The sequence below is a fragment of the Bernardetia sp. Wsw4-3y2 genome (assembly GCF_037126295.1).
GTDB lineage: Bacteria > Bacteroidota > Bacteroidia > Cytophagales > Bernardetiaceae > Bernardetia.
The window spans coordinates 2129953-2156001 of sequence record NZ_CP147017.1 but is presented as its reverse complement, the minus strand read 5'-3'; the positions used below and the strand labels follow the sequence as shown (position 1 = coordinate 2156001).

Genomic DNA, 26049 nt, shown 5'->3' with positions numbered 1-26049 from the left:
AGAGTGTTAATTATCTGCAAATATACACACATAGCTAGTAACTTTGCAAACACTTAGACTACTTATTTTCTTAAAAGAAAAGTGGTTTTATTTCTATAGTCTGTCTAACACCTGATTATAAACTAGTTATAAGGCAATTCTCATTTTTTTTATTTCCTTATTTTACCAAATTTTTAATCAATAATTTATTTTTTACTTTCTGCTATTTGTAGTTGAAGGTTTTATACAAAACTCTACTTCCTTGGAGTTCTCATAAAATGTTATGAAAAACAAAGTTTTACTCTCTCTTGCTGCTGCAATTATTTTTTTAGGTGGAGGCTATGGTCTTTATGTATGGCTTGGTAGTATGCAACAAGAACCACCCAAAAGAGCAGCCAAACCACAAGCCATAGCTGTCAAAATCCAAAATGCAAATCCTTCTACTATAGAAGCCGAAATAGTTACATTCGGTAGAGTAGAATCGGAGCAACCTGTTGATATTGTAGCTGAAGTTTCAGGCAAAATTCGTGAAAGTGTTCATTTACAAGTAGGGCAATCTGTCAGAAAAGGACAAGTTTTGTTTACACTTGGTAAAGAAACATTTGAATTAGGACTTCAATCACAAAAAAGTAATTTTATGCGAGAAGTTGCAATGATTTTACCAGACATGAAAATTGACTATCCAAATCGTTATCAAGCTTGGAGTAGTTATTTTGCTAGTTTGGAAGTAGATAAATCATTACCAAAACTTCCTTCTTATGAATCCGAAAAAGAAAAAACATTCCTTGCTACAAAAGGAATACTGACAAGTTATTATAACATAAAAGCGCAAGAAGCTACTTTAGATAAATATGTTGTAACTGCTCCTTTTTCAGGTTCAATTAGTGAAGTCTATTTACAAAACGGTTCGGTAGCTCCTCCAAACGGTAAAGTATTGCGTTTGGCTCAAAATAGTCAATTAGAACTCAAAGTTCCTGTAGATACTAGAGATGTACATTGGCTCAAAATAGGAACGAAAGTAGGAGTAGCCACAGAAGATGATAGCCAACAATGGATAGGAACAATTGCACGTATAGGCGATATTGTCAATCCAGCCACCCAATCTTTAGATGTGTATGTAAAAATTCAGAATGGAAAAAATCCGATTTATGCAGGAATGTATTTGCGTGCAACTATGCAAGGAGGAACAATCCAAAATGCTATTGAAGTACCAAGAAGAGCTGTTTTTAATGATAATGAAATTTATACAGTCAAAAATGATTCTGTTTTGCATCTTCAAACTGTTCAAATAAAGAAATCCAATAAAGAAACATTGATTATTTCAGGTATAAATGAAGGTGAAAAAGTAGTAACTGAGCCTTTAATAAATGCTTATGATGAAATGATTGTCAAAATTTTGAAGGAAAATACAGGAAGCACTGACGCAAAATTATCTGTTAAATAAAAACATAAATCCTAAAGGTCTTTGAAGCCCCTTAGGGTTTTAATGATAAATACTATGAAAAAACTTGTAGAATATTTTGTAAAATATCCAATTTGGGCAAATGCCATCATTTTTACCATGGTAATATTTGGTGCAGTTTCGTATGGTTGGGTCATGAAACGTTCCTTTTTTCCTGAAACTGACCCTACTACAATTACAGTAGGTGTAGTTATGCCAGGAGCATCACCCGAAGAAATGGAAGAAGGCGTAACTATCAAAATTGAGGAATCCTTAAAAGGAATTGAAGGAATTAAAGAAATTACTTCTACTTCCTCTGAAAACAATGCAAATATTGTCGTTCAGTTGGAGCGTGGTGTCGATGCTGATGAAGCACTTGCTGAAGTAAAAAATGCTGTAGATAGAATCAACTCTTTTCCAACCAGCGCAGATCGACCTTTGGTTTTCAAAGTAAAGCCACGAAGCAGAACCATGTACTTGGGTTTGAGAGCAAGAGAAGGAAAAGATTTAGATTTGTTTCTCTTAAAAAAATATGCTGAACAAATTGAAGATGAAATGTTGGCATCAGGAGTTATTTCTCAGCTTAATATTAGTGGTTATCCTGATATAGAAATTTCTATTGAAGTTCCAGAGGCTACACTTTTACGTTATAATTTACGTTTTGAGCAAATTGCAGCAGCAGTTAGATCAAATAACCGTGATATTTCGGCAGGTGCAATCAAATCTAAAGAAGAAGAAATTCTAATCCGTTCAAGAGCCAAAGAAAAAATGGCTGAAAAAATTGGAAATATTGTTCTTCGTGCTAATACAGATGGAAGTAATCTTCGTTTGAGAGATATTGCTACTATCAAACAACAGTTTGCAGATGTTCCGAATGCCTTACACATCAATGGAGAAAGAGCTGTTTCACTAGAAATTACAAAACTTAAAGAAGAAGATTTAGAAGAAATCTCAATTTATGCGAATAATTATGTCACAGAATTTAATAAAAAACATTCTGATGTTGAATTAGTCGTTTCGTTTGATTTCTTTGATTTGCTTTCGCAACGTCTTCAAATGCTAATCGATAATGGAATCATGGGACTTGTTTTGGTTCTGATTTGTCTAGGACTTTTTCTTAGTCTTCGTCTTTCCTTTTGGGTAGCTATGGGTATTCCAATTTCATTTGCAGGAATGTTTGTTATTGCTGCCTTAATGGGAATTACGATTAATATGATTTCCCTTTTCGGAATGATACTCGTTGTCGGTATTTTGGTAGATGATGGTATTGTGATTGGAGAAAATATTTTTACGCACTTTGAGATGGGCAAGTCGCCTATGCGAGCAACTGTTGATGGTACTTTTGAGGTAATGCCTTCTGTTTTTACGTCTGTCCTTACAACAATTGTAGCCTTTTTGCCTATTGCTATTGGTATTGAAGGATTTGATTTTCTTCAAGAAATGGGACTGATTGTAGTTCTTTGTTTGGGCGTTTCGCTGATTGAAGCCTTTTTTGTTTTGCCTTCTCACCTTACTCATAAAGATATGGGAGATACAAAAAGTGAAGGAAAATTTAGAGGAACACTAAATAAAGGCATTGATTTTTTACGTCATAAAGTTTATGGAACTGCACTTGCCCACGTTTTACGCTTTCGTTATGTGTATGTTTTTGTTCCTGTTGTTTTTGTGATGCTTGTTCTAGGACTGATAAACGGGCAATTTATAAAAGTAGTTTTCTTTCCAAATATTCCTTTTGATAGTTTTGATGCCAGTATTGCCTTCAAAGCAGGAACACCAAAAGAAAAAGTTATTTCTTATTTAGAACGCTTCGAAAAGGCTACTTGGGATGTAAACGAAGAACTCAAAAAAGAATATAATGATGAAAAAGATTTTATCAATTATACCTTTAGAAATTTGGGCAGAACTTCTGATGGAAGTGAAAACGGTTCGCATGCAGGACATGTTTCTATTTCGCTTTTGGATATGGATGATAGAGAAATTACCAGTAATGAAATTTCAAACCGAGTAAAAGAAAAAATAGGTAAGATTCCAGAAGCTGAAACCTTTACTGTTGCAGGAAGAAACCGTTTTGGAAAACCTATTTCAGTTCGTTTATTATCCAAAAATAATGAAGCCTTAGACCAAGCTACCGAAGAACTTAAAAGGGAGCTTGAAAATTTTTCAGAACTAAAAGAAGTTACAGATAATCAGCGAGTAGGGCGAAGAGAACTACAATTAGAACTCAAACCGAAAGCCTATTTCCTAGGACTTACACACGCAGATATTACTAACCAAATCCGACAAGGTTTTTTTGGAGAAGAAATACAACGTCTTCAAAAAGGAACTGATGAGGTACGTGTGTGGGTGCGTTATCCAGAAGCTAGTAGAGAAACTTTAGGGCAACTTGAAACTATGCGTATCAAAATGGCTGATGGAAAAGAAATTCCATTGTCAGAAGTTGCTTCTTATACCATTGATAGAGGAATTGTAGATATCAAACACTTCAATGGCTCAAGGGAAATTGCTGTAGAAGCAGAATTAGCTGATCCAAATGGTTCACCTGTTAGTATTATCCAAAAACTAACAGATTCTACATTTGTAGATATGAAAAGTAAATATCCAAGTCTTTCTTTTGAATTTGGTGGACAACAGCAACGCAGTAGTCAGTCACAAGAATCGTTGAAGTTTGCACTTCCAATTATGCTTTTTGTAATTATTCTTTTGATTACACTTACTTTTCGTTCGCTGAGTCAGTCGCTTTTAGTAATGTGTTTGATTCCTTTGGGACTGTTTTGTGCTGTCTTTGGTCATTTCTTTGCTGATAAGCCTGTTTCACTACTAAGTTTGTGGGGAATTTTGGCACTTTCAGGCGTTATTATCAATGATGCTGTGGTTTTGGTCAGTAAATTCAATTCCAATTTACAAGAAGGAATGACAATGCCTGATGCCATTTATAATGCAGGAATCTCTCGTTTTAGAGCAATTTTACTTACAACTATCACGACTGTTGCAGGACTTGCACCACTTATCATGGAAACAAGTTTTCAAGCTCAATTCTTGATTCCGATGGCTGTTTCGGTGGCTTATGGAGTTGGTTTTGGTACGTTCTTGATTCTACTTATTTTCCCTGTTATTCTGCTTGTTGTAAATGATATGCGTAGAATGATTGTTTATTCTAAGCGTTGGGTTAAACACACTTGGAAAGGATATAAAGGAGAAGTTCTTTATCCCACTTCCGAAGAAGTAGAACCTGCCAATCGTGAAATGATACGCTTGAAGATTATGAAGGAAATGGAGTAATTTTTATGTGTCGTTTGTGCAGACACCATGTCCGTTAAGTTAAGAAAACTGTACTCTATTTTTCCCATTATCAACGTCCATTTTGGCTTCGCCGACTTAAAAGTTCTTCGAAAATACACGATTGCTAAGGGAGAAAAGTGCTGATTTTGTTTATTTTACCTTAGCAATCGTCAGTTATCGAAGATAACAAGACGTTGATAATGGTAGAATAAACAATAGCTTGACGGCTATGGGGGAGACACAAACAAAGGCTAGATAATTTTATCATGAATAACAAAAAAATTGCCTTACTTTTATTATAGAAGTAAGGCAATTTTTTGTGGAAATTTTTAGCAACCACAATAACCAGAAATTGTCAAAATCTTATTTTTGTTTTCTATAATACTTATGTAACAACCTGCTCCTTGATCACTCGGCTCAATAGATATAATTTTTGTTTTTTTATCAAATGTAATTGTATGAGGTATTGTATTTTCATCATAATATTCTTGATAATATAAAACAATAGCAAAAAAGTAAGCTTCTCTTAAAGATAAATTTGGAATCATCATATCCCAATCCATTCCTCCTTCACCACAACTATTTTGTTTATATTGTATATCTTTTTTGCTCCCAAATTTTTGTTGAAAAGCACAATCGTATTCATCTTCTCCATCATACTTTTGCCTTTTTATTTCATATCTATCATGATTTTTAAAATTACTTTGTAGATAATATAAATCACCAGATAAATAATCATTCTCTTGTGTTCCTCTATAATCCAAAACAGGCACAGGAAATTTAGTCAAGTACCCATCAAAAACATATCCTTCTAAATTATTCAAACTATCAATCTGACTGATTACTTTTACTTTTTGCATCCGTCCTTTTATCTCAAAATATTTTGTTTCTTGAACTGTTAGTTCATCAGAAATTGTATCTTGATTTAATAAAACTATTTTAGTGGCGTAGGGAAGTTTAGCTAATTTATTACAGGTCAGATTTGCACTATCTCTCAAATAAATTCCGTGAGAAGCCATAATATTGAAAGTGTCTTTTTCAATTACATATTCTGTTTTTTTACTTGTTGTAATGGAATTTTTAGGAATAGAAAAGCTAGTTAAGGCTAAAAAGCTAAAGACTAAAATGAGTAGTAAATAATTGGTTTTCATATCGTTGTGAGTTTTGACTGATTTTAATAAATTGGTTCTTACTTAACACGCCCAACATTCATATTCAATAACTAATTCATTCGTATTATTTTTAAAAATAGAATAATAACATCCCACTCCTGAGAGAGGTTCTATAATAAAGCTATTATTATTTTTATCAAAAATTACTACATCTCCTTCATTATATTCGTTGTTTTCACTAAAGAATAATACTAGAGAGAAAAAATAGGCTTCTCGTATTGACAAATTAGGAATTATTATTTTATGTATAGGAACATCGACAGTTGTAGATTCATTGTATTCATAAGTTATATTTTCGCCATACCTTTTCTTCCATTTAATAATCCAATCTTCATTTTCCTTATGTCTTTCAATAGCATATTTTTCAGACTCCTTAAAGTTACCTTTCAAATAATTTAATTCAGAACTCAAATAATCATTTTCCTTTGTTCCTCTATAATCCAAAACAGGTACTGGAAATTTAGTCAAATACCCATCAAAAACATAGCCTTCCAAATCATTCAAGCTATCAATCTGACTGATTACTTTCACTTTTTGCATTCGTCCTTTTATCTCAAAATATTTTGTTTCTTGAACTGTTAGTTCATCAGAAATTGTATCTTGATTTAATAAAACTATTTTAGTGGCGTAGGGAAGTTTAGCTAATTTATTACAAGTTAAGTTTGCACTATCTCTCAAATAAATTCCGTGAGAAGCCATAATATTGAAAGTGTCTTTTTCAATTACAGATTCTGTTTTTTTGCTTGTTGAAATGGAATTTTTAGGAATAGAAAAGCTAGTCAAGGCTAGAAAACTAAAGGCTATAAGAAGTGATAATAAATAATTGGTTTTCATTTTTGATGATTCAAGTTGTAAGTTATTTTTTATCAGTACGACTAAAGTACTGGTTTCGTTAAAAAAATCGAATAAAAAAACCTTTCCTAAAAAGAAAAGGTATTTTTTGTCCACTTACTTACTTTACTTACTACTTAAACTGTTCAGAAAATCGAACGACGATTTCATTCCTCAAAAGAAAGTGTAAAAATTGTCAGTTGCTAAAAATTTGTTTATTTAATAAATAAACGCTAACTAACGACTTTCTTTCTTGATTTTCCAGAATTTTAGTTTGCTATGATTTTAGTATGAAACCAAAACAAACACTCACAAAAAATAAGATTTTGATAAAAATGGTGTAATTGCCAATAAAGAGAAGCTACAAACAAAAATCTTGGTGAGTAAATATCTTTTCATTCTACATCTTTTTGTAGAAGTTATTATCTATATTTCAATCTGTTTGCCAAGCCAAATTAATTATGCTATTTTTTTGATTTTTTCTATGAATTAATATAAAAACGTTTATTTAAGCAAATAGAGCTAGTTTTTTAAAGAAGATTTTTTTTTCTTAGTTTTTTAGATTCTATTTTTATAGTCAATTCCTTTCCAAAATGAAAAGGTGTTTTTTTCATTGTGAAAATTAGATAGAATAAGTCTAATTAAAACTACATATCAAATTTGCCAAGTTGTCTTAAAAGTGCATTAAAATCTTTTGGGTATTCTGTTATTGCTTTTATAACTTCTCCATTCATTCCATTAAAAGCTAATTCTTTTGCATGAAGAGCTACACGCTGCATCAGAGGAAGTTCTTCTTCCCATTTTTTAAGATTGAATTTTTTACGCTTGATTTCTGACAAGAATAAATCTTTTCCTCCATACGCTTTATCAGCCACCAAAGGCGCACCTATAGTCTGTGCATGCACACGAATTTGATGCAAACGCCCAGTAATCGGACGACATTCCAAAAGTGTATAATGACGGAAAGCCTCTAAAGTAGTAAAAAATGTAAGTGAATGCTTTCCTTGTTTGTAGTTAACAGCTGAAAGTCCATTTTTCATTTTGTGTAAAGGAACTTCAACAGCTTGCTCTTGAAAATCATGCACTCCCACAGCAATAGCATGATAAACTTTTTCTACCTGACGTTCTTGAAATTGAATAGAAAGATGACGATAGGCTTCAAAGTGTTTTGCTATTGCAACAGCTCCACTTGTTTCCTTGTCCAAACGGTGTCCCAATTTTGCTTCTGGTAGTTCTGCTCTGACAATCTGTAAAAGATTCATCGCATTTCCTAAGCGTTCATCTAAAGAAGACAAAAAAGGAGGTTTATCAACAATTAAATAATCGTCGTTTTCAAAAATAACAAGGTCAGAAAGTTTATAGCGTTTCATAAAATACTCTACAGAATAAAGAAAGTCAAAAAATAAAGACTACAAAATTACGTATTTATTTGATTCAATTACGAATTACAAATTAAAAATTACGATTTGTTGAGTATTCTAGTTATAAATGAAATGTTTTTGTTTTTTTGGTATTGCTAAGAATTTCGTAGATTGTGTATTTATTGTTTTTAATTAAAAGATAAAAATTTGCCTTGTATTAGATGTTATCACAGTTAATGTTTATGTCCCTATGTTGTACTCTCATATTGTGTAATGCAACTGCAATTCTAAATATTCGTTCTCTCACCTTAAAAATTTTGAATCTAATTTTGTTCTGTATAGTTTTCAGTCATTTTACACCTATAAATGTGTGTTCTACTGTCATTCTTAAAATTATATCACTTTTTTAGTTTTTGTCTAGTAGTATGTATTTTCACAATAAAAAACGAACCACCTCTTTTTTTGAGATAGTTCGTTTTTTGAGATAGTTCGTTTTTTATTATTTACTTTATACCTGTACTGACACTTTAAAATGTCTGCCAGTTTACTTTTATTTAAGCATCAGCTTTTGCGTCATGAAATTGCTCTTCTTCTGTCGAACCTTTCAAGGCAGCAGTAGATAAACCTTCGCCTACGATAGCTTGAGCTACTTGATCAAAATAACCAGCACCTACAAAACGTTGGTGTTTAGTTCCAGTATAGCCTTTTTCTTCGTAATCAAATTCTTTGTCTTGAAGACGAGAATAAGCAGCCATTCCTTCAGTTTTGTATTTTAATGCAAGTTCGAACATTCCCATGTTTAAGCTATGGAAACCTGCAAGTGTTACGAATTGGAATTTGTAACCCATTTCTCCTAATTGCTGTTGGAAACTAGCAATTGTGTCTTTATCTAAATTAGCTGTCCAGTTGAAAGAAGGCGAACAGTTATACGCCAATAATTTACCTGGGAATTTTTCATGAATTTTTTCAGCAAAATAACGAGCTTCCTCTACATCTGGCTTACCAGTTTCACACCAAACTACATCAGCATACGGTGCATACGCCAATCCACGAGCAACAGCAGCTTCAATTCCACCTTTCAAAACAAAAAATCCTTCTGAAGTACGAGGCTCATCAGAAATAAATGGAGCATCAGTTTCGTCAATATCACTTGTAATCAAAAATGAACCATTTGCATCTGTACGAGCAATCAGAACAGTAGGAACGTCCAAAACATCAGCAGCCAAACGAGCAGCTTTCAATTTTTGAACAGCTTCTTTAGTAGGAACTAATACTTTTCCTCCCATGTGTCCACATTTTTTAGCAGAAGAAAGTTGATCTTCAAAGTGAACACCTGCTGCACCTGCTTCAATCATTGCTTTCATAAGTTCAAAAGCATTCAAAACACCCCCAAAACCAGCTTCTGCATCAGCTACAATTGGAGCTAACCAATGAATTGGTTCTTGCCCTTCTGCATTTTCAATTTGATCGGCACGTAAAAGAGCGTTATTGATACGAGTTACCATTTTTGGAACACTATCAGCAGGGTACAAACTTTGGTCTGGATACATTTGTCCAGCATTGTTTCCATCTGCTGCTACCTGCCAGCCACTCATATAAATAGCTTTCAAACCAGCTTTTACTTGCTGTACAGCTTGGTTTCCTGTAATTGCACCTAATGAATTTACATAAGGTTCATTGTGCATAAGATTCCACAAACGCTCTGCGCCCATACGTCCTAATGTATGTTCTACTTTTACTGAACCACGTAATTTAGCTACATCTTCTCCTGTATAATCTCTAGTAATTCCTTTCCAACGAGCTGATGTTTTCCATTCGTTTTCTAATTCTGACACGCTTCTGTGAGCAAATTTGTTCGAAGTTCCGTTTGTCTTAGACATAATATTTCAGTTATCAGTTTTTCAGTTATCAGTTATCAATTACTCATAATCAGTAAATCACAATCTAATAACAGGTTTTAAATTATTTTTTTATGTTAGAAATACAGTTTGGCGTGTGTTTGTGCTTGTCGATTTATTGTGTGTCCAGTTAAGGATTTTGGTTTTTCTTTTTACTAGACCCTAAGGGTTTCTGAAAACCCTTAGGGTCTAAAACTTTATATTAAATGATATGCTTCTGTTGTCAAAAAGTCTTTGTATTCTTTTGTGAAAACCAATCCTTCCATAAGCTCTTTTGCTTTTGGAAATTTTGAGTTTTCGAAGTCAAAGTTTGGATATTGAGCAGCTTCATCTTTTATAGATTGATACTCTTCTTCCATACATTTTCTCAAATATTCTTCTGTAATTGGCTTACTGCTATCTCCATCCAATACAGCATTTGGATTGTTGAGCCATTGCCAAAGTTGTGTTCTTGAAATTTCGGCTGTTGCTGCGTCTTCCATTAAATTAAAAATAGCTGCTGCACCAACTCCATCTAGCCAAGAAGCGATATAACGAATGCCTACATTGAAGTTCATTCTGACACCTGCATCAGTAATTTTTCCCCCTTCAATATCAAAGTTGGTAAGATTTTTTGCAGTTTCTTCTACATTTACATCTTCTCTCAAACGGTCTTTTTGGTTGGGTTTGTCTCCAAATTTAGCATCAAAAACATCTTTTGCTACTTTTACCAAATCTGGGTGCGCTACCCAAGAACCATCAAAACCATCATTGGCTTCACGTTCTTTGTCTTTCCTTACTTTTTCGAAGGCTTGTTTGTTGATTTCCTCGTCGTGTCGTGTCGGAATAAAAGCAGACATTCCACCAATAGCGTGCGCTCCTCTTGTATGACACCCTTTTACCAAAAGTTCAGTGTAAGCTCTCATAAATGGAACTGTCATTGTAATTTGTCCACGGTCAGGAAGTGGATTTTTGACTACATTTCTGAATTTTTTGATAGCAGAGAAAATATAATCCCAACGTCCTGCATTGATTCCTGCCATGTGGTCTTTGAGTTCGTATAAGATTTCCTCAATCTCAAAAGAAGCCATAATAGTTTCTAAAAGAACAGTTGCTTTAAACGTTCCGATAGGAATATCAAGATAATTTTCAGCAAAAACAAAAGCCTCATTCCAAAGACGAGCCTCTAAATGAGATTCTATTTTTGGAAGGTAAAAATAAGCTCCCGAACCACGATTCATAAGTTCTTTTGCATTGTGGAAAACATATAAACCAAAGTCAAAAAGACCTCCAGAAATAGGTTTTCCTTCAATCAATAAATTCTTTTCATTAAGATGCCAACCACGAGGACGAACCAGCAAAACAGCCGTTTCTTTATTCAATTCATAGTGTTTATTTTTCTTTTCATCGTGGAAAGTAATTGTTTTGCGAATAGCATCATAACAATTTATCTGACCTTGAACAGCATTTTCCCAAGTAGGTGAATTTGAATCTTCAAAGTCTGCCATAAAAATATTTGCACCCGAATTAAGTGCATTTATCATCATTTTTCTTTCAACAGGTCCTGTAATTTCTACTCTTCTATCTTGTAAGTCTTTCGGAATTGGAGCAACTTTCCACGTTTTGTCTTCTCTGATATGCTTCGTTTCGGCTAAGAAAGTAGGCATTATTCCATTATTGATTTGCTCTTGTCTTTTATTTCTTTTTTCTAATAATTCGTGGCGACGAGCATCAAATTTTTGGTGTAACTCTGCCAAAAAAATAAGGGCATCATCAGTAAGTATTTTCTTAAATTCAGGCGTAACTTCTCCTTTCACTTCTAGATTCACTAGAAGTTCAGATTTTGTGTTAGACATAATTGATTGTGTTGATTTTTTGAATGAAATATATTTATTTCTATGATAGAATTTCTTGTGATAAGATTTACTAAAAACAAAGCGACAAAAAAATAGTGAAGTTTGGAAACCAAACAACAAGGTAGCTTTTGGAAAGAATTTATATCTAAATAGATAACCAGTCTTTTTATGTTTTTTAAATCTAAAACGTGTATCACAAAACGGATGATTAGCGATTAATTAGCAATAAATCAGAATTTATTAAATTCGATTCAATAAAATTAAAACTAGAACTAGACTAGAACACTAAGACCCTAAATCGAATTTCTTATCTATTTATAGTAAGAATAGAGCGATTTTTTTTACAGTAAAGCTAATTTAGAAAAGGATTAACTTTGTTAAGAAAAAGTTAACTACTTATTATGTTTTCTAAAATTGTTATGCGTGCAGCGTATTTATTGGTATTTTGTTCAAATAAAGTCAATTATTTGGATAAAAGCAAATTTGAGTATAAAAAAATTATGTATTTATTCTAATAAGTAATTTTTGATTTGGCTATAAACAAGGTTTCAAAAAAGTAAGAGACAAAATATTGATTAATTATGCCACAAAAAAACTCCTTATTCATTTTTAGACAAATAAGGAGTTTTGAATAAACGTTATCACAGTTGTTTACAGGTCTAATAATTAGCAAGTTATAGAAAAACAAATCAGTCTTATTTTTCCATAACGCAGGGTTTGCAAACCCTGCGCTATGGAAAAATGAACATTACTAATTTAATTGTGATAACGTTTAGAGCCTGTTCGAGTTTTTATTTTTTCTTTCTTCTAGCCCCTTTATTTATGAGGTTTAAAATCATAGCTAAATACACAAATGCTTTAGCAGAATCTACAGTTTTCTCATAATCTACTTTTAGTCTTCTGTTTTGATTAAGCCAAGCAAAAGTTCTTTCTACTACCCACCTTTTGGGTTGAGGTACAAATGCTTTATCCTCTTTTTTTTCTCTTCTTGGACTATTGACAATCTCAATTTGTACTCCTGTTTGACTAAATATTTCAGCAGCCAAACTAGCACTTCTATAGCCTGCATCAGCAAGAATTTTAAAGAATTTTCTTCCTCTAAATTGAGCTAAATAAGCTAGATAAGCAAGTTGATTCACGTCAGCTTCATTGGCTGGACTAATCTCTAATTCTAGTAAATTTCCTTGCGTATCTACCAGTATATGCCGTTTACGTCCTTTTTTGAGCTTGTAACCATCTACACCTATAGCTTCCCCTCCATATACACTTTGTACACTTTGAGAGTCTATAGAACCCAAAGAGGGTTTAGCATTTCTACCTTGAGCCAACCGTTCTCTTGTGACCAACTTGTCCAAAAGTTTTTTGTACCAACCCATCTTCTGCCATTTGCTAAAGTAGTCATACAAACTACTCCAAGGAATACCATAACTACTGGGAAGTAAACGCCAACTACTGCCAGAACGAGTGATGTAAAATAGTCCTGAAAAGATATTATACAAACTGTGTTTGCGTTTTCTTTCCAAGTACGAAAAAGGTATAAATTTTTTCATATATTGCCAAAGAGCATCAGATAAATATTCATTAGTAAACATAGTCATTGATATTTTAATTAGTAACTGAAAATCAATAACTTAACTAATAAAAAAATCTGATGTTCTTTTTTATGTATCTAAACTCGAACAGGCTCTTAATATATATTTATTAAAAAAGATATTAATCAAATCTAGAACGAACAAACCATCTATCACTAATAGAAATTCCTAAACCAAATTTTACATATTGTTCTTTTATAGTGTTCAAACTTCCACGCTGACCGATTGCTCCATACATATTAAGTGAAGAGAAGTTATTCTTGACAGGAAGTGAAAAGCCAATACTTACACTCATATCTTCAATTGATTCATTATTGACAACTAATGGTGTTTGAGAATAAGAAAACCCTGCTCGGTAAGTTGTTCGGGCTAGATAATTAGAGTTACGAACATTAGGTGTAATTTCTCCTCCTACACTAACTTTATAACTATTCTGCAAACGATTATTTCCTACAATAGAAGAGCTATTTGAGATGCTCCAATCTTGCATACTATAATCTATACCAAAACTATAAGCTGTATTTTGAGTTCCTGATGCAGCTTCTAGATAACCACGTTGTAAGCTAATACCAAACGTAATAGCATCAGGAATTTGAATAGCTTCTTTCTTTTCTGAAAAAAGTGTATCTCCATCGATAACTATATCACTAAAATTTTTGCGTTCGAAGGCTCTGAAATGAGTTGCTTCAAAGTCAGCAGCTCCATCATAACTTACTCCTACATTAATCTGTGAATTATCAAAAACAGGAATAAAATAGTGTACTCCCAAACGATACGTAAAATCACCATAATTATAACGGTCACTGAGTTGAGCTATAAAACCACCTCTAAAGTCATCTAAGGAAGCAGTAGAAGTATTACTGACTGCTCCAAAATTATAATTGATTTGTGCACCTACAGAAAGATTTTGAATAATTTTATATCCTGTACTCAAAAATACTTGTGAAACACCTCCTGAGCCTGCATAATCATATTTTACAAAAGTAGGAGTATTTTGTAAAAGTTCATAACTAACAGCATTATAATTGACAGAAGAAAAGGGTTGAAAGCCAATATTGATAGCCATATTTTTATAAACAGGAAAAATAAGTGATAGATAACCCAAATTTCCACCAAAATCATTTGTCTGAATAGTATTTGTTCTTAAATCTTTGTATTCTCCGATTCCAGCAGCTTCAAAAACAGTAAGTTTATGATAACTCAAAAGAGCTGGGTTTTGAAGGTTTGAATATTTTACTGTCGGAAGACTCACCCCTACTCCTCCCATTCCAAGATTGGAAATAGAACGCTGTGAAGAAATTTCTCCTAATCCAATTCGTGAAAAAGGATTATTTGCTGTTTGAGCAAAAACTGAAAAAGATACAGAAAAATAGGTAAACAAGATAAAAATTACTACCAAAACAGGAGTAAATAACCTTGAACTAGAACGGAGATAAAAATTAGTTGTCTTCATTATTTTTTATAAACTGGAAAATTCGTTGTAATCCTATCAAAACCAAATTTGATTCGATAGTCCATTTTGGGTAAGTGTGAGAATTATTTGGAAAACGTATTAAATATTCCTCCCACCATTTTTTTAAAATTTGAGCATCGCCACCACAGACGACAATATTTAGCTCTTTATTTGTGTTGTTTTCATTAGTATTTATTTGATTCTTTTTTATAGAAACTTGATTCTGATAAAAATCAATAATACCCTTTATTTCAGAAATAAGTCCAAACTGAACCCCACTCTGCATTGCTTCCTGTGTTGTTTGTCCTATAGGTGTAGGCAATATTTCATTTGGTTCAAACAAAGGTAGTTTTGCTGTAAAATGATTCAGAGCCTTAAAACGCATCTGCAAACCTAATGAAATGCTTCCTCCTTCAAAAATTCCTTCTGACTGATTTGTATCAATAAAATCAAAGGTAATACAAGTTCCTGCATCAATTACTAAAGTAGGCTGTTTGATAACTTGTTTTTGTAAAAAAAAAGCACCAATTACAGCAGCCAAACGATCTTTACCTAAAGTTTTAGGGGTTTTATAATTATTTTGAATGGGCAAAGGCGTATTTTCATCTAATAGCATAACTGATACTACGACGCTAACTCCTTTACTATCTGTTGCAATTTCTTTTATTTCTGAATTTGATTTTATGATTAATTTAGAATTATCAAGATGAGTAGAAATTAATTTTCTTTTTAAATTTTCCACAAAAGAAAGTTCAATCTCTTCATTTTTTCTAACAGAACTTATCATTATACCTTCTAAAGAAGTAGAAAACGAATTTCTAATTTCATTTATCCAATTCTCTAAGTCAGTAGTAGAAAGAGAATAACGCACTTCTAAAAGCACTTCACTTTCGAAGAGTGCTGCTTTGAGCGACGTATTTCCAAAATCTACTGCCAAAAGAAGCATAAAATCATTTTGTATAAAAAAACCTCATTCGTAAATCAAATAAGGTCGCAAATTTCGCTTTTTTGTAGCGAAATAGAAAATATATAAAGAAATTAAAACAATAAATCATTTTTTTTCTAAGAAAACCACCTCATGAGCTTCTTGTATATCAGGAAATTCTAAACGCTGGTACATCTCCCAAATCTTTTTAGTAGGCACAATCTCTTTTTCTTCTCTTGCTTTATTATCTTTTACAATCTGATTAATATTTTTATGAAGAAACACAATCTTGATTTTGGGTTTGTAAGGAAGCCAAATTGAAATCAAACTACTTCGAACTTGTTTTGTCAGATTGGTAGCATTCCAAATAAAAGATTGTTTTTTTCGGCAATATTCTCGGCTTCGTTCTTTGGCTGCTTGAATGATTTTACCCTGATTATCAGTTGGTTTTACTTTTAGTTCTCTTCTCAAATTATCCATTGCAACGATAGGCAAATCTTCATTCATTTCTACTATGAAGCTATCCTTTCCACTAGCAGGAAGTCCACAAAGCATCGTTATTTCAAAATCATAACTGGCATAAAGCTGTGTGTTTGGAAAATTATCTTCTTTTCTAAAATATTCAAATCTATCATAATCTGAATAAAAAGTATAAGGCACATCAAAACACTCATTTTCTGCTCCCAATTCTTTAAAAACTTCTAAGCGATATGCCCACTCTTCCCAGTCTTTACAAATACGTCCTCCTAAATCAGCTTTTCCAAAAGTATACAACCATTTATTATTTGATAAAATACTGGTCAAAATCATACTCTTTTGAGGATTATCTTTTGAGTATGCCCAAAATGGATAACCGTGATAAAAAATAGTTTGATAGACTTTATAGATTGTATCAAAATCATAGTTTTCTTTATCTAAAATCTGTCTTGTTAGTTGTGCACCTTTTCGTGCATGGCTTGGGTGACTAATACCTCCATCAGCTTCATGTGTAAGTGTATGAGGTTTGCAAATGTCATGAAAAATAACTGTCAAGAGCAAAATATCTTGTTCTTCTTTAGAAAATGTATTCCATTCTTCTGTCTTTAATATAGAATCCAAAACCATTTGAGTATGTGTAAAAACATCTCCTTCTGCATGTTTTATTGGGTCTTGTATGGTATTTTTCATATCCTCAAAAAAAGGATTATATTTTTTCACTAATTCAAAGTCTTCTAGTTTCATTACTTCTATTTTTTATTTGATATTCAATTGAGACAATACTCAAAACACACAAAAGTTGATTTAAGTGTCCTTGCTTGAACAACTTTCATGAAAAAATAGTGCATTTTATATGAAAAATTTCTCAGTCCTCTGACAAAAGATTTTGAAACGAGATAAAAAAAAGCCATAATTGAGTTTCTTACAAAATTTTTCTCACAAATTTTTCTCAATTATGGCAAAAGCAAAGTATGCTTCTAGTGGTAAAGTTACAAAATTAGTTACTGTTTTATCTTCTCATTTAACAGAGTTTCATTTTGCACGAGTTCAATTTATAGGTCTTTTTGTAATAGCTGTTATAAAAGTAGGATTAGGAGGGTTGATTCAAATTGCTACAGCTTTTGAACGGAATGTAGAGTGCAGCTCCTCTTTACGTCGTATTGAACGCTTTTTAAATCACTATAACCTTGATTTTAAGGCAATTACTCTTTTAATTGTTTCTTTACAAGGTATTGATAAGTGGAAGGATATTGTTTTATGTCTTGACCGTTCCAATTGGAAAGTGGGTAAAAAAAATATAAATATTTTGTTACTTTCAGCAGCTTATAAAAATGTTTCAGTGCCTCTTATTTGGTCTGTTTTTCCAAAAAAAGGAAACTCTTCTACTGAAGAACGCATCGAATTAATAGAACGTTTTTTATCTATTTTTCCTAACCTATCTATTTCTTCTATTGTAGCAGATAGAGAGTTTGTAGGTCAAAAATGGTTTACTTATTTATCAGGAAAAAACTTTGATTTTGTAATGCGACTAAAGTCTAATTTTAAAGCGACTAGAAAAGGTAAAACAAAGTCAATTGCAGCCTGGTGTAGAGGACTGGCTATTTCAGAAACGTATCATTTAGAGGGTGTTTTTATAGTCAATGGTGTAGAAGTATATTTATCTGTAAGTAGAACACAAAAAGGATATATTTATCTAGCTTCACCTGTTTTTTTAGAAAACGCTTTTGAAATTTATAAACAACGTTGGGAAATAGAAACGCTGTTTAAAGCACTAAAAACACAAGGTTTTAAGCTAGAAAATACAAAATTGACAGAACCAGAGAAAATAGCTAAATTACTTGCTCTTTGTTCTATTGCATTTGTTTGGTGTTACAAAGTAGGGGAGTGGAAACATAAAAAAACGAAAATAAGAGTCTGTTCAAATGGATATAATGAATACTCTTTTTTCCGATATGGATTACTAGAAATCAAAAAAATACTCAATAATCCAATGAGTAAAGAAACTAAATTCAATCAGAAAATTAAAGTTTTGTCAATGGAGTGAGGAAAAATTTATACTTTTGAAACATTCAAAAAAAAATATCTTATACAACATATTTTATTATTATTCTTTAATAATGATTTTTATTAATAAAATACATAAGAAGCAGAAAACACAGAAAGAAATTTCAGAATATTTTTTACGTCCAAGATATATAACAATAGATAAAAATTGCCTAACAGAGAGCAACTATTTTATTTACTCCTCCTCTACTACTTCGGTACGCTGCAATTTAAAAGTAAACTGTGTTCCTTCTCCCATTTTACTTTTAACACTAATTTTAGAATCGTGCTTTTCAATAATATGTTTTACAATGGCAAGTCCTAAACCTGTTCCTCCTTCTTGTTTCGAACGGCTTTTTTCTATTCTATAAAAACGCTCAAAAATACGAACTAAATGTTCAGGTTCGATTCCATTTCCATCATCTTTAATAGATATTTTTAGATTTTTGGTGGTTTGAGTGAGCATAACTGTTACCGTTCCGTTTTCTTTTCCATATTTGATGGCATTAATAATTAAGTTTATCAAAACCTGTCGGATACGATTATAATCAGCATATACATAAACACCTTCTTCGTACTGACTGACTAGTTTTAGTGTAACTCCACGCCTTTCAGCCTTATTTTCAAGCTGTTCGAAAACTTCCAAAACTTGGTCTTGCATTTCATATTCTTCCAAACGCATCGTAATGTCGCCTGATTCTATTTGGGAAAGAGTCAATAAATCTTCCACCAAAGCAGCTAAAGCCTTTAAACTACGGGCAGCTTTACCCAAAAAAGCATCACGTACATTTTCATCATCTACTGCACCATCAATAAGAGTAAGAATAAAACCTTGTGCCGAAAAAATAGGTGTTTTAAGTTCATGTGAAACATCTGCAATAAACTCTCTTCGAAAAACTTCCATTCTACGAAGCTCATCAATTTCTTTTTGTTTCTGTCCTGCATACGCTGTAATTTCTTGATTTACTCTGCGAATAGGATTTGCAGAAGGAAGAAGGTCAGAAGAAGGAGGAACAAATTTGAAATCTTTCTTTTTTATCTTTGATAGCTTACTATATACATTATTTATTTCCTTGAAAATAAGAAACTCAAAAGCAATATAGATTAAGATGAAAGAAGATGAAAATGAAACTAAAAAACAAACTGATAAAGCCACCGAATTAACACTAGGAATTAGCGATAAAAAAGCACTCGTTACACTACTTACCAATAAAGAAAGTATAATGGCTACAGCTCTTGAGCTTACCAAAGAACGTTTGATAGCATTCATCAGACTTTCATAAATGCTCTTATTTTTTTTTCCTTCTAGCAAGGTTTTACTTTTTATTATCATGTAGTTATGATAAATTCTTAAATACATTGATTTTCTGCCTTTGTTGATATTTTAGAGAAACGAGACCAACAAAAGTAAATTTCTACATTTCATCAATTGACATAAATTTATATCCGACTCCTTTTACAGTTTTGATATAATTATCTCCAATTTTTTCTCTGATTCTACGGATATGAACATCAACAGTACGAGCCAAAACATACACATCTTGTCCCCAAATATTTTTCAATAAATCTTCACGATTATATACTTTATTTGGACTTTGAGCTAAGAAATAAATTAGTTCAAACTCTTTTTTAGGAAGTGCAATCAGTTCACCATCTTTCTGTAAGGTATAACTTGTTTTATCAATATACAAATCCGAAATTTCAATTACTTCATGAGATTGTGTCTGCTGCTTTTTAAACTCTCTACGAAAAAGCGCATTAATACGGCTCATAAGCGCACGAGGCTTGATAGGTTTGTTCAAATAATCATCTGCTCCAACATCAAAAGCTGCTACTTCTGAATATTCTTCAGCACGAGCCGTCAAGAAAATGATATAAGAATCTATCATATCAGGCATTTCACGAAGCAAACGACAAGTTTCTACCCCATCCATTTTGGGCATCATGATGTCCAAAAGAATGAGTTCAGGTTTAAAAAACTCAGCTTTTTTTATAGCTTCTTCGCCATTGGAAGCGACCTCTACTTCATATCCTTCACGTTCCAAATTGTATTTGAGCAAATCCAAAATATCGGGTTCATCATCTACGACAAGTACACGGTTGTTATTCTGCATGAGAATGGGGTATTTTTTTGATTGATAGAAGTAAAAATAGCATGTGTAAACTTTTATACGTCTTAAGGTGTGTATAAAACTATACAAAAATGCCTCTATTCTTTTAGTTTTGCAAAAATAAAGTTAATTAGGCAGTTTTCTATCAACAAATAAATAAACTTATTATGAATTTTTGAAATATTTGTTTTTGATAGATTAACATCAGAGAAATATAGACACAAAAAAAACCATTTTAGAAACTAATCTAAAATGGTTGATGTCAATTTAATGACTTAGTAGCGAGAACAGGACTCGAACCTGTGACCTCCGGGTTATGAGCCCGACGAGCTACCAACTGCTCTATCTCGCGCCGTAATTGGTACAACCAAGATTTATTTACCCTGATTGTTTTACAAAGGTACGAAAATATTTTTAATCTGCAAGTATTTATCTAAAAAAAAGTAATTATTTTCTATAAACAACCTAAATTATAGGTTTTTATCAATTTAGTTGTCCTTTTTTTGAGCAAAAAACAACAATTATACTATATTATTCTATAAAAAAAGCGAACTTTGTAGTATGAAAGAACTTGACTTAGATGCCATTTTAAATGCTGGCAAAGAATCTGAAAATCATAAAGCTGGTTTTGTAGCGTTGGTAGGAAAACCAAATAGTGGCAAATCTACACTTATGAATACTGTATTAGGAGAAAAATTAGCTATTGTAACTCCCAAAGCACAAACTACTCGCCATCGTATTATGGGGATTTTGAATAGTGAAGACTATCAAATTGTGTTTTCAGATACACCAGGGATTATTTCTCCAAAATATGAGCTTCATGAAAAAATGATGCGTTTTGTAGAAAAATCATTAGAAGATGCTGATGTAATTTTGCTTGTAACTTCCCTTGATGAGAGTCATGATGAAGAAAATGCTATCGAAAAACTTCGTAAAGCATTAGATAAAAAGAAAATCCCTCTCATTGTTCTACTAAATAAAGCTGATTTAGTTGATCAAGATATCATTGATGAAAAAATTGCTCGTTGGAAAGAGGTATTAAATCCACAAGAAATTTTGCCTATTTCTGCCTTAATTGGTTTTAATGTAAATGAAGTATTAGAACTTATCTTAAAATACCTTCCAAAACATCCTGCTTATTACGACAAAGAAATGCTGACAGATCGTCCAGAACGTTTTTTTGCAGGAGAGATTATACGAGAAAAAATATTTTTGCATTATGATCAAGAAATTCCTTATTCTACTGAAGTAGGCATTTTAGAGTTTAAAGACGAACCAAAAATTCTTCGCATCAATGCAGAAATACATGTTGAAAGAAAATCTCAAAAAGGTATTTTGATAGGTAAAAATGGAAGTGCACTCAAAATAATTGGACAAGCAGCACGATTAGACATGGAAGCCTTCTTTGGTAAAAAAGTATTTTTAGAACTTTATGTCAGAGTAAGTGAAAACTGGCGTAAAAAATCTGATAAATTGGGTTGGTTTGGCTATAAATAGTCAGTAACTAGTTATGTAGTTATCCTTAGTCAGTCAATTTCACTGAATTTCACTTCATAATTTTTAATTTTTAATTAGCTTCGCTGATTATTTCATAATTCGTAATTTATATATAATGAAAGATTCAAATTTCCGTATTCCAACTGTTCATTCTGATAAAAATATTAAAGTAGAAATGTCTGGTTCATTAGCTTCTATTAAAGAAAGTGAACGTCAACTCTCTAAATTTATAATTGATGAAAAAATATACTTTGTTCTTACTCAAAGCGATATTGAAAAGCTAGAAGATGATAGTTTGGTTATAAAAGGATATGCTGTTTGGGTTTTTGAAAATGAAGCTAAAGAAGAAAACTATGTGGGTAAAATGGTAAATATAGGAGGAAAAGAACCTGAAATGGAAGCTAAAGAAGAACACCAGAAATATGTTTTTGTAGTTTTAGATATAATTAGAGAATGGTTAAAGAAGTAATTAGCTATGCTAACTTTCAGTTGTAAATGATAAATATAAATTGTAAATGTCTAGAAATACTTTTAGTTTCTTATTGATTATAGTGGTTTTCTGCTTTTTATCGGCTTGTCAGTCTGATACGAAGCAGTTTGTCGAAACATTACCTCCTCTTCCAGATTCTGTTACAACAATTATTTCTAATCAAGTTCAGTTTCTTAATAAGCAAATTGAACGAAGTGAAAATACAGACAACAAAGAAAATACAGCTCATTATTACTATAAACGAGCTTCTTTGTATCTATCTTCTGGAAAAGAAAATATTGCGTTAGAGGATATTGAAAAGGCAATTTCTTTGGATAGCACAAAAAGTAAATATTATTTTGCATTGGCACAGGCTTATCAACAAAGAAACGAACCTCAAAAAGTTCTTAGTGCTGCTCAAAAGGCGATTGATTTGGGTTTTACAGACTTAGAATTATATCGCTTGTATGCCTATTCTGCATTTAATCAAAAAAAATGGTCTGAATCTTTGACTGCCTTTGAGAAAATTGCAAACCGAACAGGAGAGAAAATAGAAACACTCTATTATCAGGGAATGATTTGGAATAAGAAAAGTGATACTACAAAAGCAATTTCATTTTTAAGAAAAGCAATTGAAAAAGATAGCACCTATCTGCCTGCGTACATAGAAATCATCAAAACTTATAATGCATCAGAACTTCCAAAAAATGCATGGAAAGAAGCACAAGTTGCTTTTCAAAAGACAAGTTATACTGCTTCAAATAAGAAAGACAATAAACTAGATAATAAAATTCGTTCTCAACTTTCTCTTCAATATGGAAATACTTGGCTGAACCTAAACAAGCGAGATAGTTCTATTGTATGGTATAGAAAGGCAATTCGACAAGATTCTACATTAGATGAAGCTTCTTTACAAGTCGGTATTTATATGTTTGAAAAAAAATATTATCCTCAAGCAGAATATTATTTCAAAAAAGTAATAAAACAAAAACCACTACAAAGTACAGCTAATTATTTGTTAGGTTTTTTATATGAATACAAGCTCTTCGAACCTCAAGATAAATTAGAACGCTTCGAACTAGCAGAAACCTATTTTAAAAATGCCTACAAAACAGATAGTTTAAAAACTGACTATAGAGAATCGTTAAATAGAATTGAAAAAAAAATAGAGAGAGAAAAATATAAACTTACTCCAGAATATGCTGAACAAATGAGAAAAATCAGATTGAAAGAGCAGCAAAGACAAGATTCTATTGGAAGGCTAATTTTATCTAATCCTATTTTTTAAAATAAGAATTTGACGTAATTGTAATAAAACTTAATTAGTGTGTACTTATTAGTTGTAAGAAAAATTTATTTTTATTTCTCAACTAACTATTTATTATTATGCAAGTAGCTATTCGTTATGGTTTAATTTTAGGCGTTATAAATATTTTATTAGCTGTCTTTGGTTATATAATGGGCGTAGAATTTTCAATGAGTTATTATGCTATTATTTCAGGTGTATTCTCTATTGCAGCAATTATTTTTGTTTGTGTTCGCATTAAAAAGGAAAATGAAGGAATAATAAAATATTTTGATGCTGCCAAAATGGTTTTTGTAGCTTTAATGTTGAGTTATATTATTGGTTCTTCATACAATTATGTATTCAATAACTTTGTTGCTCCAGAATATACAGAGCAAATAGCAAAAGCTTCATTAGATAAAGCAGAAAGTATGTTAGAAAGTATGGGGATGGGAGAAAGCGAAATAGATAAAGCGATGAAAGAAGCTCGTAAAAGTTCAAGTGAAGCACTCGAAAATCCTTTAATGCCATTTCTTCAAAGTATTATGGTAGGCGCAGTTGTGCTTTTTGTAATTGCTTTACTTGCTGCTATTTTTGTCCAAAGAAAACCTATAGAAGGAGAGTTTCTATATGATGATGAAATAGTAGATAATAATTCTGAAAAGGATAGTTGGTAATTTTAAACTAGCTTGATACAAAATAGCCTACTTATTTTTATTAAAATTGGTAGGCTATTTTTTTATGTTTCAAAACCATCCAAAAACTAAAGAAGGAAAGATTCCTAAAAGAACAATAAAGAAAATCAAGATAGAAGCAATTACTTTTTGAGAAGTAGAAATATCTTGTAAGTTGATATTTTTAAGGTTATGATGTAACCAAAAATCACCTAAGAACATTTTTTTATATGTCCAAAGAAAATAACTAGCTGTCAAAATTAATGTTATTGCAGACAAAATACCCAACCAAATTGGTAAATAATCTGAAGAAAATACGCCTAAAAAAACGGTTAGTTCAGCTATAAAACTAGAAAAAGTAGGCAGTCCCAAACCTGCAAAAAAAGCAATTCCTACAAAAGCTGTATAACGTGGTAGCTTATGAAAAAGTCCACTATAATTAGTAATAGTAAGGTCATTTGTCTGTTCATAGAGAACACCTACCAAAAGAAAAAGCAAAGGCGAAATAACTCCATGACTGAGCATTTGATACATCGCTCCATTAGTTCCTTCTGCATTAATAGCTGCAAAACCCAAAAGAACAAAACCCATGTGGGAAATGGAAGAGTAAGCAATCATTCTTTTTAGATGAGTCTGTCCAAGAGCTAAAAAAGCTCCATATAGCATTGAAAAAACGCCCCAAGCTCCTATCCAAAATGAATAATCTATTGCTACATCAGTAAAAACAGAAAAAGGAAGACGCAAAAGTCCATATCCTCCTACTTTTAAAAGAACTCCTGCCAAAACCATTGAAATAGGTGTTGAGGCTTCAACATGGGCAATCGGTAGCCAAGTATGAAGAGGTGCAATTGGTAATTTGATAGCAAAACCAATAAGAAGCAAGAAGAAAACAATAGCACGAGTAGTATTTCCTTCATAAGAAAAGAGAGCAGATTGAGGAAGAAAATAGTTTGCATCTTTGAAAGCAAGCATATCAAAGGAATGCACAATTTGAGTAGAATTTTGAGTAATGAGAGTAGAATTTTTGAGTTTTAAAACTACTTCATCCGTAGAAATGCCTAGTTCTAAAGCTGTTTTTTGTATATCTATTCCAGAATTTACAATGATAATTCCTGCCACTAAAATCAAGACAGAACCAATTAATGTATAAATAAAGAACTTAATAGCTGCATATTCTTTGCGTTTTCCTCCCCAAATTCCTATCAAAAAATACATAGGAAGTAACATAAACTCAAAACAGATAAAGAAAAGTAAAAAGTCTAATGAGAGAAAACTTCCCATTACAGCAGAAGAAAGCAACAGATACAAGAAAAAATAGAGACGAGGACGAGCAAGTACTTTTTTAGAGAAAATAGAAACCAAGCTTCCTACCCACAAAACAAGTGCAGAAAGAGCAATTAAGAGAACATTTTTAGCATCTATTCCTAAAAAATAATCAGCATGCAAAATTCCAAATTTCCCCACACTGACATGCCACCATGTATATTTTTCTGACAAAAGCAAATTTTGTTCATCAAAAACAGACATATCTAAATTAGTCTTGGCAATGAAAAGCATTATTGCTACCAAAATAAGTTCGATAGAAAGAATACCTACTCCAATCCATTTATAAAAATGAGATTTGTTTTCTTTGAAAGGAATTAAACAAAAAGCAGCTCCCAAAAGTGGAAACCAAAAAATGAGAGACAGAATAAAATTATCCATTATAAATAGTTATAGCTACACGT

The 26049-nt window shown here is 31.9% G+C and carries 19 protein-coding genes and 1 tRNA gene; 7 read left to right on the top strand and 13 right to left on the bottom strand.

Going from position 1 to position 26049, the window contains the following annotated elements:
• The first annotated feature begins 262 nt into the window (after positions 1-262).
• Both V9L05_RS08585 and V9L05_RS08580 read left to right on the top strand, forming a co-directional pair.
• Positions 263-1423 carry an efflux RND transporter periplasmic adaptor subunit gene (locus tag V9L05_RS08585; protein ID WP_338815141.1) on the top strand — a complete coding sequence of 387 codons (1161 nt, stop codon included), beginning with the start codon at positions 263-265 and terminating at the stop codon, positions 1421-1423.
• A 54-nt stretch (positions 1424-1477) separates the two neighbouring features.
• On the top strand, positions 1478-4699 hold the full coding sequence (locus tag V9L05_RS08580; RefSeq protein ID WP_338815140.1) for an efflux RND transporter permease subunit: 3222 nt from the start codon (positions 1478-1480) through the stop codon (positions 4697-4699).
• Between the two features lie 329 nt (positions 4700-5028).
• Here the strand turns inward: V9L05_RS08580 and V9L05_RS08575 are convergent, their stop codons facing one another.
• The 9 genes from V9L05_RS08575 to V9L05_RS08535 all read right to left on the bottom strand — a co-directional run bounded on the left by V9L05_RS08575 (position 5029) and on the right by V9L05_RS08535 (position 16987).
• Positions 5029-5850 carry a hypothetical protein gene (locus V9L05_RS08575; protein WP_338815139.1) on the bottom strand — a complete coding sequence of 274 codons (822 nt, stop codon included), beginning with the start codon at positions 5848-5850 and terminating at the stop codon, positions 5029-5031.
• A 42-nt stretch (positions 5851-5892) separates the two neighbouring features.
• Positions 5893-6705 carry a hypothetical protein gene (locus V9L05_RS08570; RefSeq protein ID WP_338815138.1) on the bottom strand — a complete coding sequence of 271 codons (813 nt, stop codon included), beginning with the start codon at positions 6703-6705 and terminating at the stop codon, positions 5893-5895.
• A 644-nt stretch (positions 6706-7349) separates the two neighbouring features.
• Entirely contained in the window at positions 7350-8072 is a 723-nt protein-coding gene (locus V9L05_RS08565; protein WP_338793665.1) for an RNA pseudouridine synthase, read from the bottom strand.
• Between the two features lie 545 nt (positions 8073-8617).
• Positions 8618-9943 carry an isocitrate lyase gene (gene aceA, locus V9L05_RS08560; RefSeq protein WP_338793666.1) on the bottom strand — a complete coding sequence of 442 codons (1326 nt, stop codon included), beginning with the start codon at positions 9941-9943 and terminating at the stop codon, positions 8618-8620.
• A gap of 215 nt (positions 9944-10158) precedes the next feature.
• Positions 10159-11796 (bottom strand): malate synthase A, encoded by a 1638-nt coding sequence (aceB, locus tag V9L05_RS08555; protein ID WP_338793667.1) that lies wholly within the window; start codon positions 11794-11796, stop codon positions 10159-10161.
• 791 nt (positions 11797-12587) lie between these two features.
• Positions 12588-13388: an IS5 family transposase gene (locus V9L05_RS08550; RefSeq protein WP_338811837.1), complete on the bottom strand. Its 801-nt coding sequence runs from the start codon at positions 13386-13388 to the stop codon at positions 12588-12590.
• Between the two features lie 121 nt (positions 13389-13509).
• A complete protein-coding gene (locus V9L05_RS08545; RefSeq protein WP_338815137.1) occupies positions 13510-14841 on the bottom strand; it encodes a hypothetical protein in 1332 nt (443 codons plus the stop codon).
• Positions 14828-15787 carry a type III pantothenate kinase gene (locus tag V9L05_RS08540; protein ID WP_338815136.1) on the bottom strand — a complete coding sequence of 320 codons (960 nt, stop codon included), beginning with the start codon at positions 15785-15787 and terminating at the stop codon, positions 14828-14830. Before V9L05_RS08540 ends, V9L05_RS08545 begins: the two co-directional genes overlap by 14 nt.
• Before the next feature lie 105 nt (positions 15788-15892).
• Complete coding sequence (locus V9L05_RS08535) at positions 15893-16987, bottom strand: AAA family ATPase (protein WP_338815135.1); 1095 nt, start codon at positions 16985-16987, stop codon at positions 15893-15895.
• Positions 16988-17198: 211 nt separating this feature from the next.
• Here V9L05_RS08535 and V9L05_RS08530 point away from each other — a divergent pair, with 211 nt between their 5' ends.
• The gene (locus tag V9L05_RS08530) at positions 17199-18287 is read left to right on the top strand and encodes an IS4 family transposase (protein ID WP_338811925.1); all 1089 of its coding nucleotides are present in this window, start codon (positions 17199-17201) and stop codon (positions 18285-18287) included.
• Between the two features lie 195 nt (positions 18288-18482).
• Here the strand turns inward: V9L05_RS08530 and V9L05_RS08525 are convergent, their stop codons facing one another.
• From V9L05_RS08525 to V9L05_RS08515, 3 genes are all read right to left on the bottom strand, one after another.
• A complete protein-coding gene (locus V9L05_RS08525; RefSeq protein WP_338815134.1) occupies positions 18483-19619 on the bottom strand; it encodes an ATP-binding protein in 1137 nt (378 codons plus the stop codon).
• Between the two features lie 82 nt (positions 19620-19701).
• Complete coding sequence (locus tag V9L05_RS08520; RefSeq protein WP_338793674.1) at positions 19702-20400, bottom strand: response regulator transcription factor; 699 nt, start codon at positions 20398-20400, stop codon at positions 19702-19704.
• Positions 20401-20676: 276 nt separating this feature from the next.
• A tRNA-Met gene (locus V9L05_RS08515) sits at positions 20677-20749 on the bottom strand.
• Positions 20750-20958: 209 nt separating this feature from the next.
• Here V9L05_RS08515 and era point away from each other — a divergent pair.
• From era to V9L05_RS08495, 4 genes are all read left to right on the top strand, one after another.
• The gene (gene era / locus V9L05_RS08510) at positions 20959-21894 is read left to right on the top strand and encodes a GTPase Era (RefSeq protein ID WP_338793675.1); all 936 of its coding nucleotides are present in this window, start codon (positions 20959-20961) and stop codon (positions 21892-21894) included.
• Between the two features lie 115 nt (positions 21895-22009).
• Positions 22010-22363 carry a hypothetical protein gene (locus V9L05_RS08505; RefSeq protein ID WP_338793676.1) on the top strand — a complete coding sequence of 118 codons (354 nt, stop codon included), beginning with the start codon at positions 22010-22012 and terminating at the stop codon, positions 22361-22363.
• 46 nt (positions 22364-22409) lie between these two features.
• A complete protein-coding gene (locus tag V9L05_RS08500) occupies positions 22410-23651 on the top strand; it encodes a CDC27 family protein (RefSeq protein WP_338815133.1) in 1242 nt (413 codons plus the stop codon).
• A gap of 98 nt (positions 23652-23749) precedes the next feature.
• Entirely contained in the window at positions 23750-24325 is a 576-nt protein-coding gene (locus V9L05_RS08495; protein ID WP_338815132.1) for a DUF4199 domain-containing protein, read from the top strand.
• Positions 24326-24394: 69 nt separating this feature from the next.
• Here the strand turns inward: V9L05_RS08495 and V9L05_RS08490 are convergent, their stop codons facing one another.
• Entirely contained in the window at positions 24395-26026 is a 1632-nt protein-coding gene (locus V9L05_RS08490; protein ID WP_338815131.1) for an NADH-quinone oxidoreductase subunit M, read from the bottom strand.
• Between the last annotated feature and the right edge of the window lie 23 nt (positions 26027-26049).

Coding starts and splice junctions, on each gene's coding strand:
- V9L05_RS08585 (WP_338815141.1), top strand. CDS start 263: ATGAAAAACAAAGTTTTACTCTCTCTTGCTGCTGCAATTATTTTTTTA.
- V9L05_RS08580 (WP_338815140.1), top strand. CDS start 1,478: ATGAAAAAACTTGTAGAATATTTTGTAAAATATCCAATTTGGGCAAAT.
- V9L05_RS08575 (WP_338815139.1), bottom strand. CDS start 5,850: ATGAAAACCAATTATTTACTACTCATTTTAGTCTTTAGCTTTTTAGCC.
- V9L05_RS08570 (WP_338815138.1), bottom strand. CDS start 6,705: ATGAAAACCAATTATTTATTATCACTTCTTATAGCCTTTAGTTTTCTA.
- V9L05_RS08565 (WP_338793665.1), bottom strand. CDS start 8,072: ATGAAACGCTATAAACTTTCTGACCTTGTTATTTTTGAAAACGACGAT.
- aceA (WP_338793666.1), bottom strand. CDS start 9,943: ATGTCTAAGACAAACGGAACTTCGAACAAATTTGCTCACAGAAGCGTG.
- aceB (WP_338793667.1), bottom strand. CDS start 11,796: ATGTCTAACACAAAATCTGAACTTCTAGTGAATCTAGAAGTGAAAGGA.
- V9L05_RS08550 (WP_338811837.1), bottom strand. CDS start 13,388: ATGTTTACTAATGAATATTTATCTGATGCTCTTTGGCAATATATGAAA.
- V9L05_RS08545 (WP_338815137.1), bottom strand. CDS start 14,841: ATGAAGACAACTAATTTTTATCTCCGTTCTAGTTCAAGGTTATTTACT.
- V9L05_RS08540 (WP_338815136.1), bottom strand. CDS start 15,787: ATGCTTCTTTTGGCAGTAGATTTTGGAAATACGTCGCTCAAAGCAGCA.
- V9L05_RS08535 (WP_338815135.1), bottom strand. CDS start 16,987: ATGAAACTAGAAGACTTTGAATTAGTGAAAAAATATAATCCTTTTTTT.
- V9L05_RS08530 (WP_338811925.1), top strand. CDS start 17,199: ATGGCAAAAGCAAAGTATGCTTCTAGTGGTAAAGTTACAAAATTAGTT.
- V9L05_RS08525 (WP_338815134.1), bottom strand. CDS start 19,619: ATGATAATAAAAAGTAAAACCTTGCTAGAAGGAAAAAAAAATAAGAGC.
- V9L05_RS08520 (WP_338793674.1), bottom strand. CDS start 20,400: ATGCAGAATAACAACCGTGTACTTGTCGTAGATGATGAACCCGATATT.
- era (WP_338793675.1), top strand. CDS start 20,959: ATGAAAGAACTTGACTTAGATGCCATTTTAAATGCTGGCAAAGAATCT.
- V9L05_RS08505 (WP_338793676.1), top strand. CDS start 22,010: ATGAAAGATTCAAATTTCCGTATTCCAACTGTTCATTCTGATAAAAAT.
- V9L05_RS08500 (WP_338815133.1), top strand. CDS start 22,410: ATGTCTAGAAATACTTTTAGTTTCTTATTGATTATAGTGGTTTTCTGC.
- V9L05_RS08495 (WP_338815132.1), top strand. CDS start 23,750: ATGCAAGTAGCTATTCGTTATGGTTTAATTTTAGGCGTTATAAATATT.
- V9L05_RS08490 (WP_338815131.1), bottom strand. CDS start 26,026: ATGGATAATTTTATTCTGTCTCTCATTTTTTGGTTTCCACTTTTGGGA.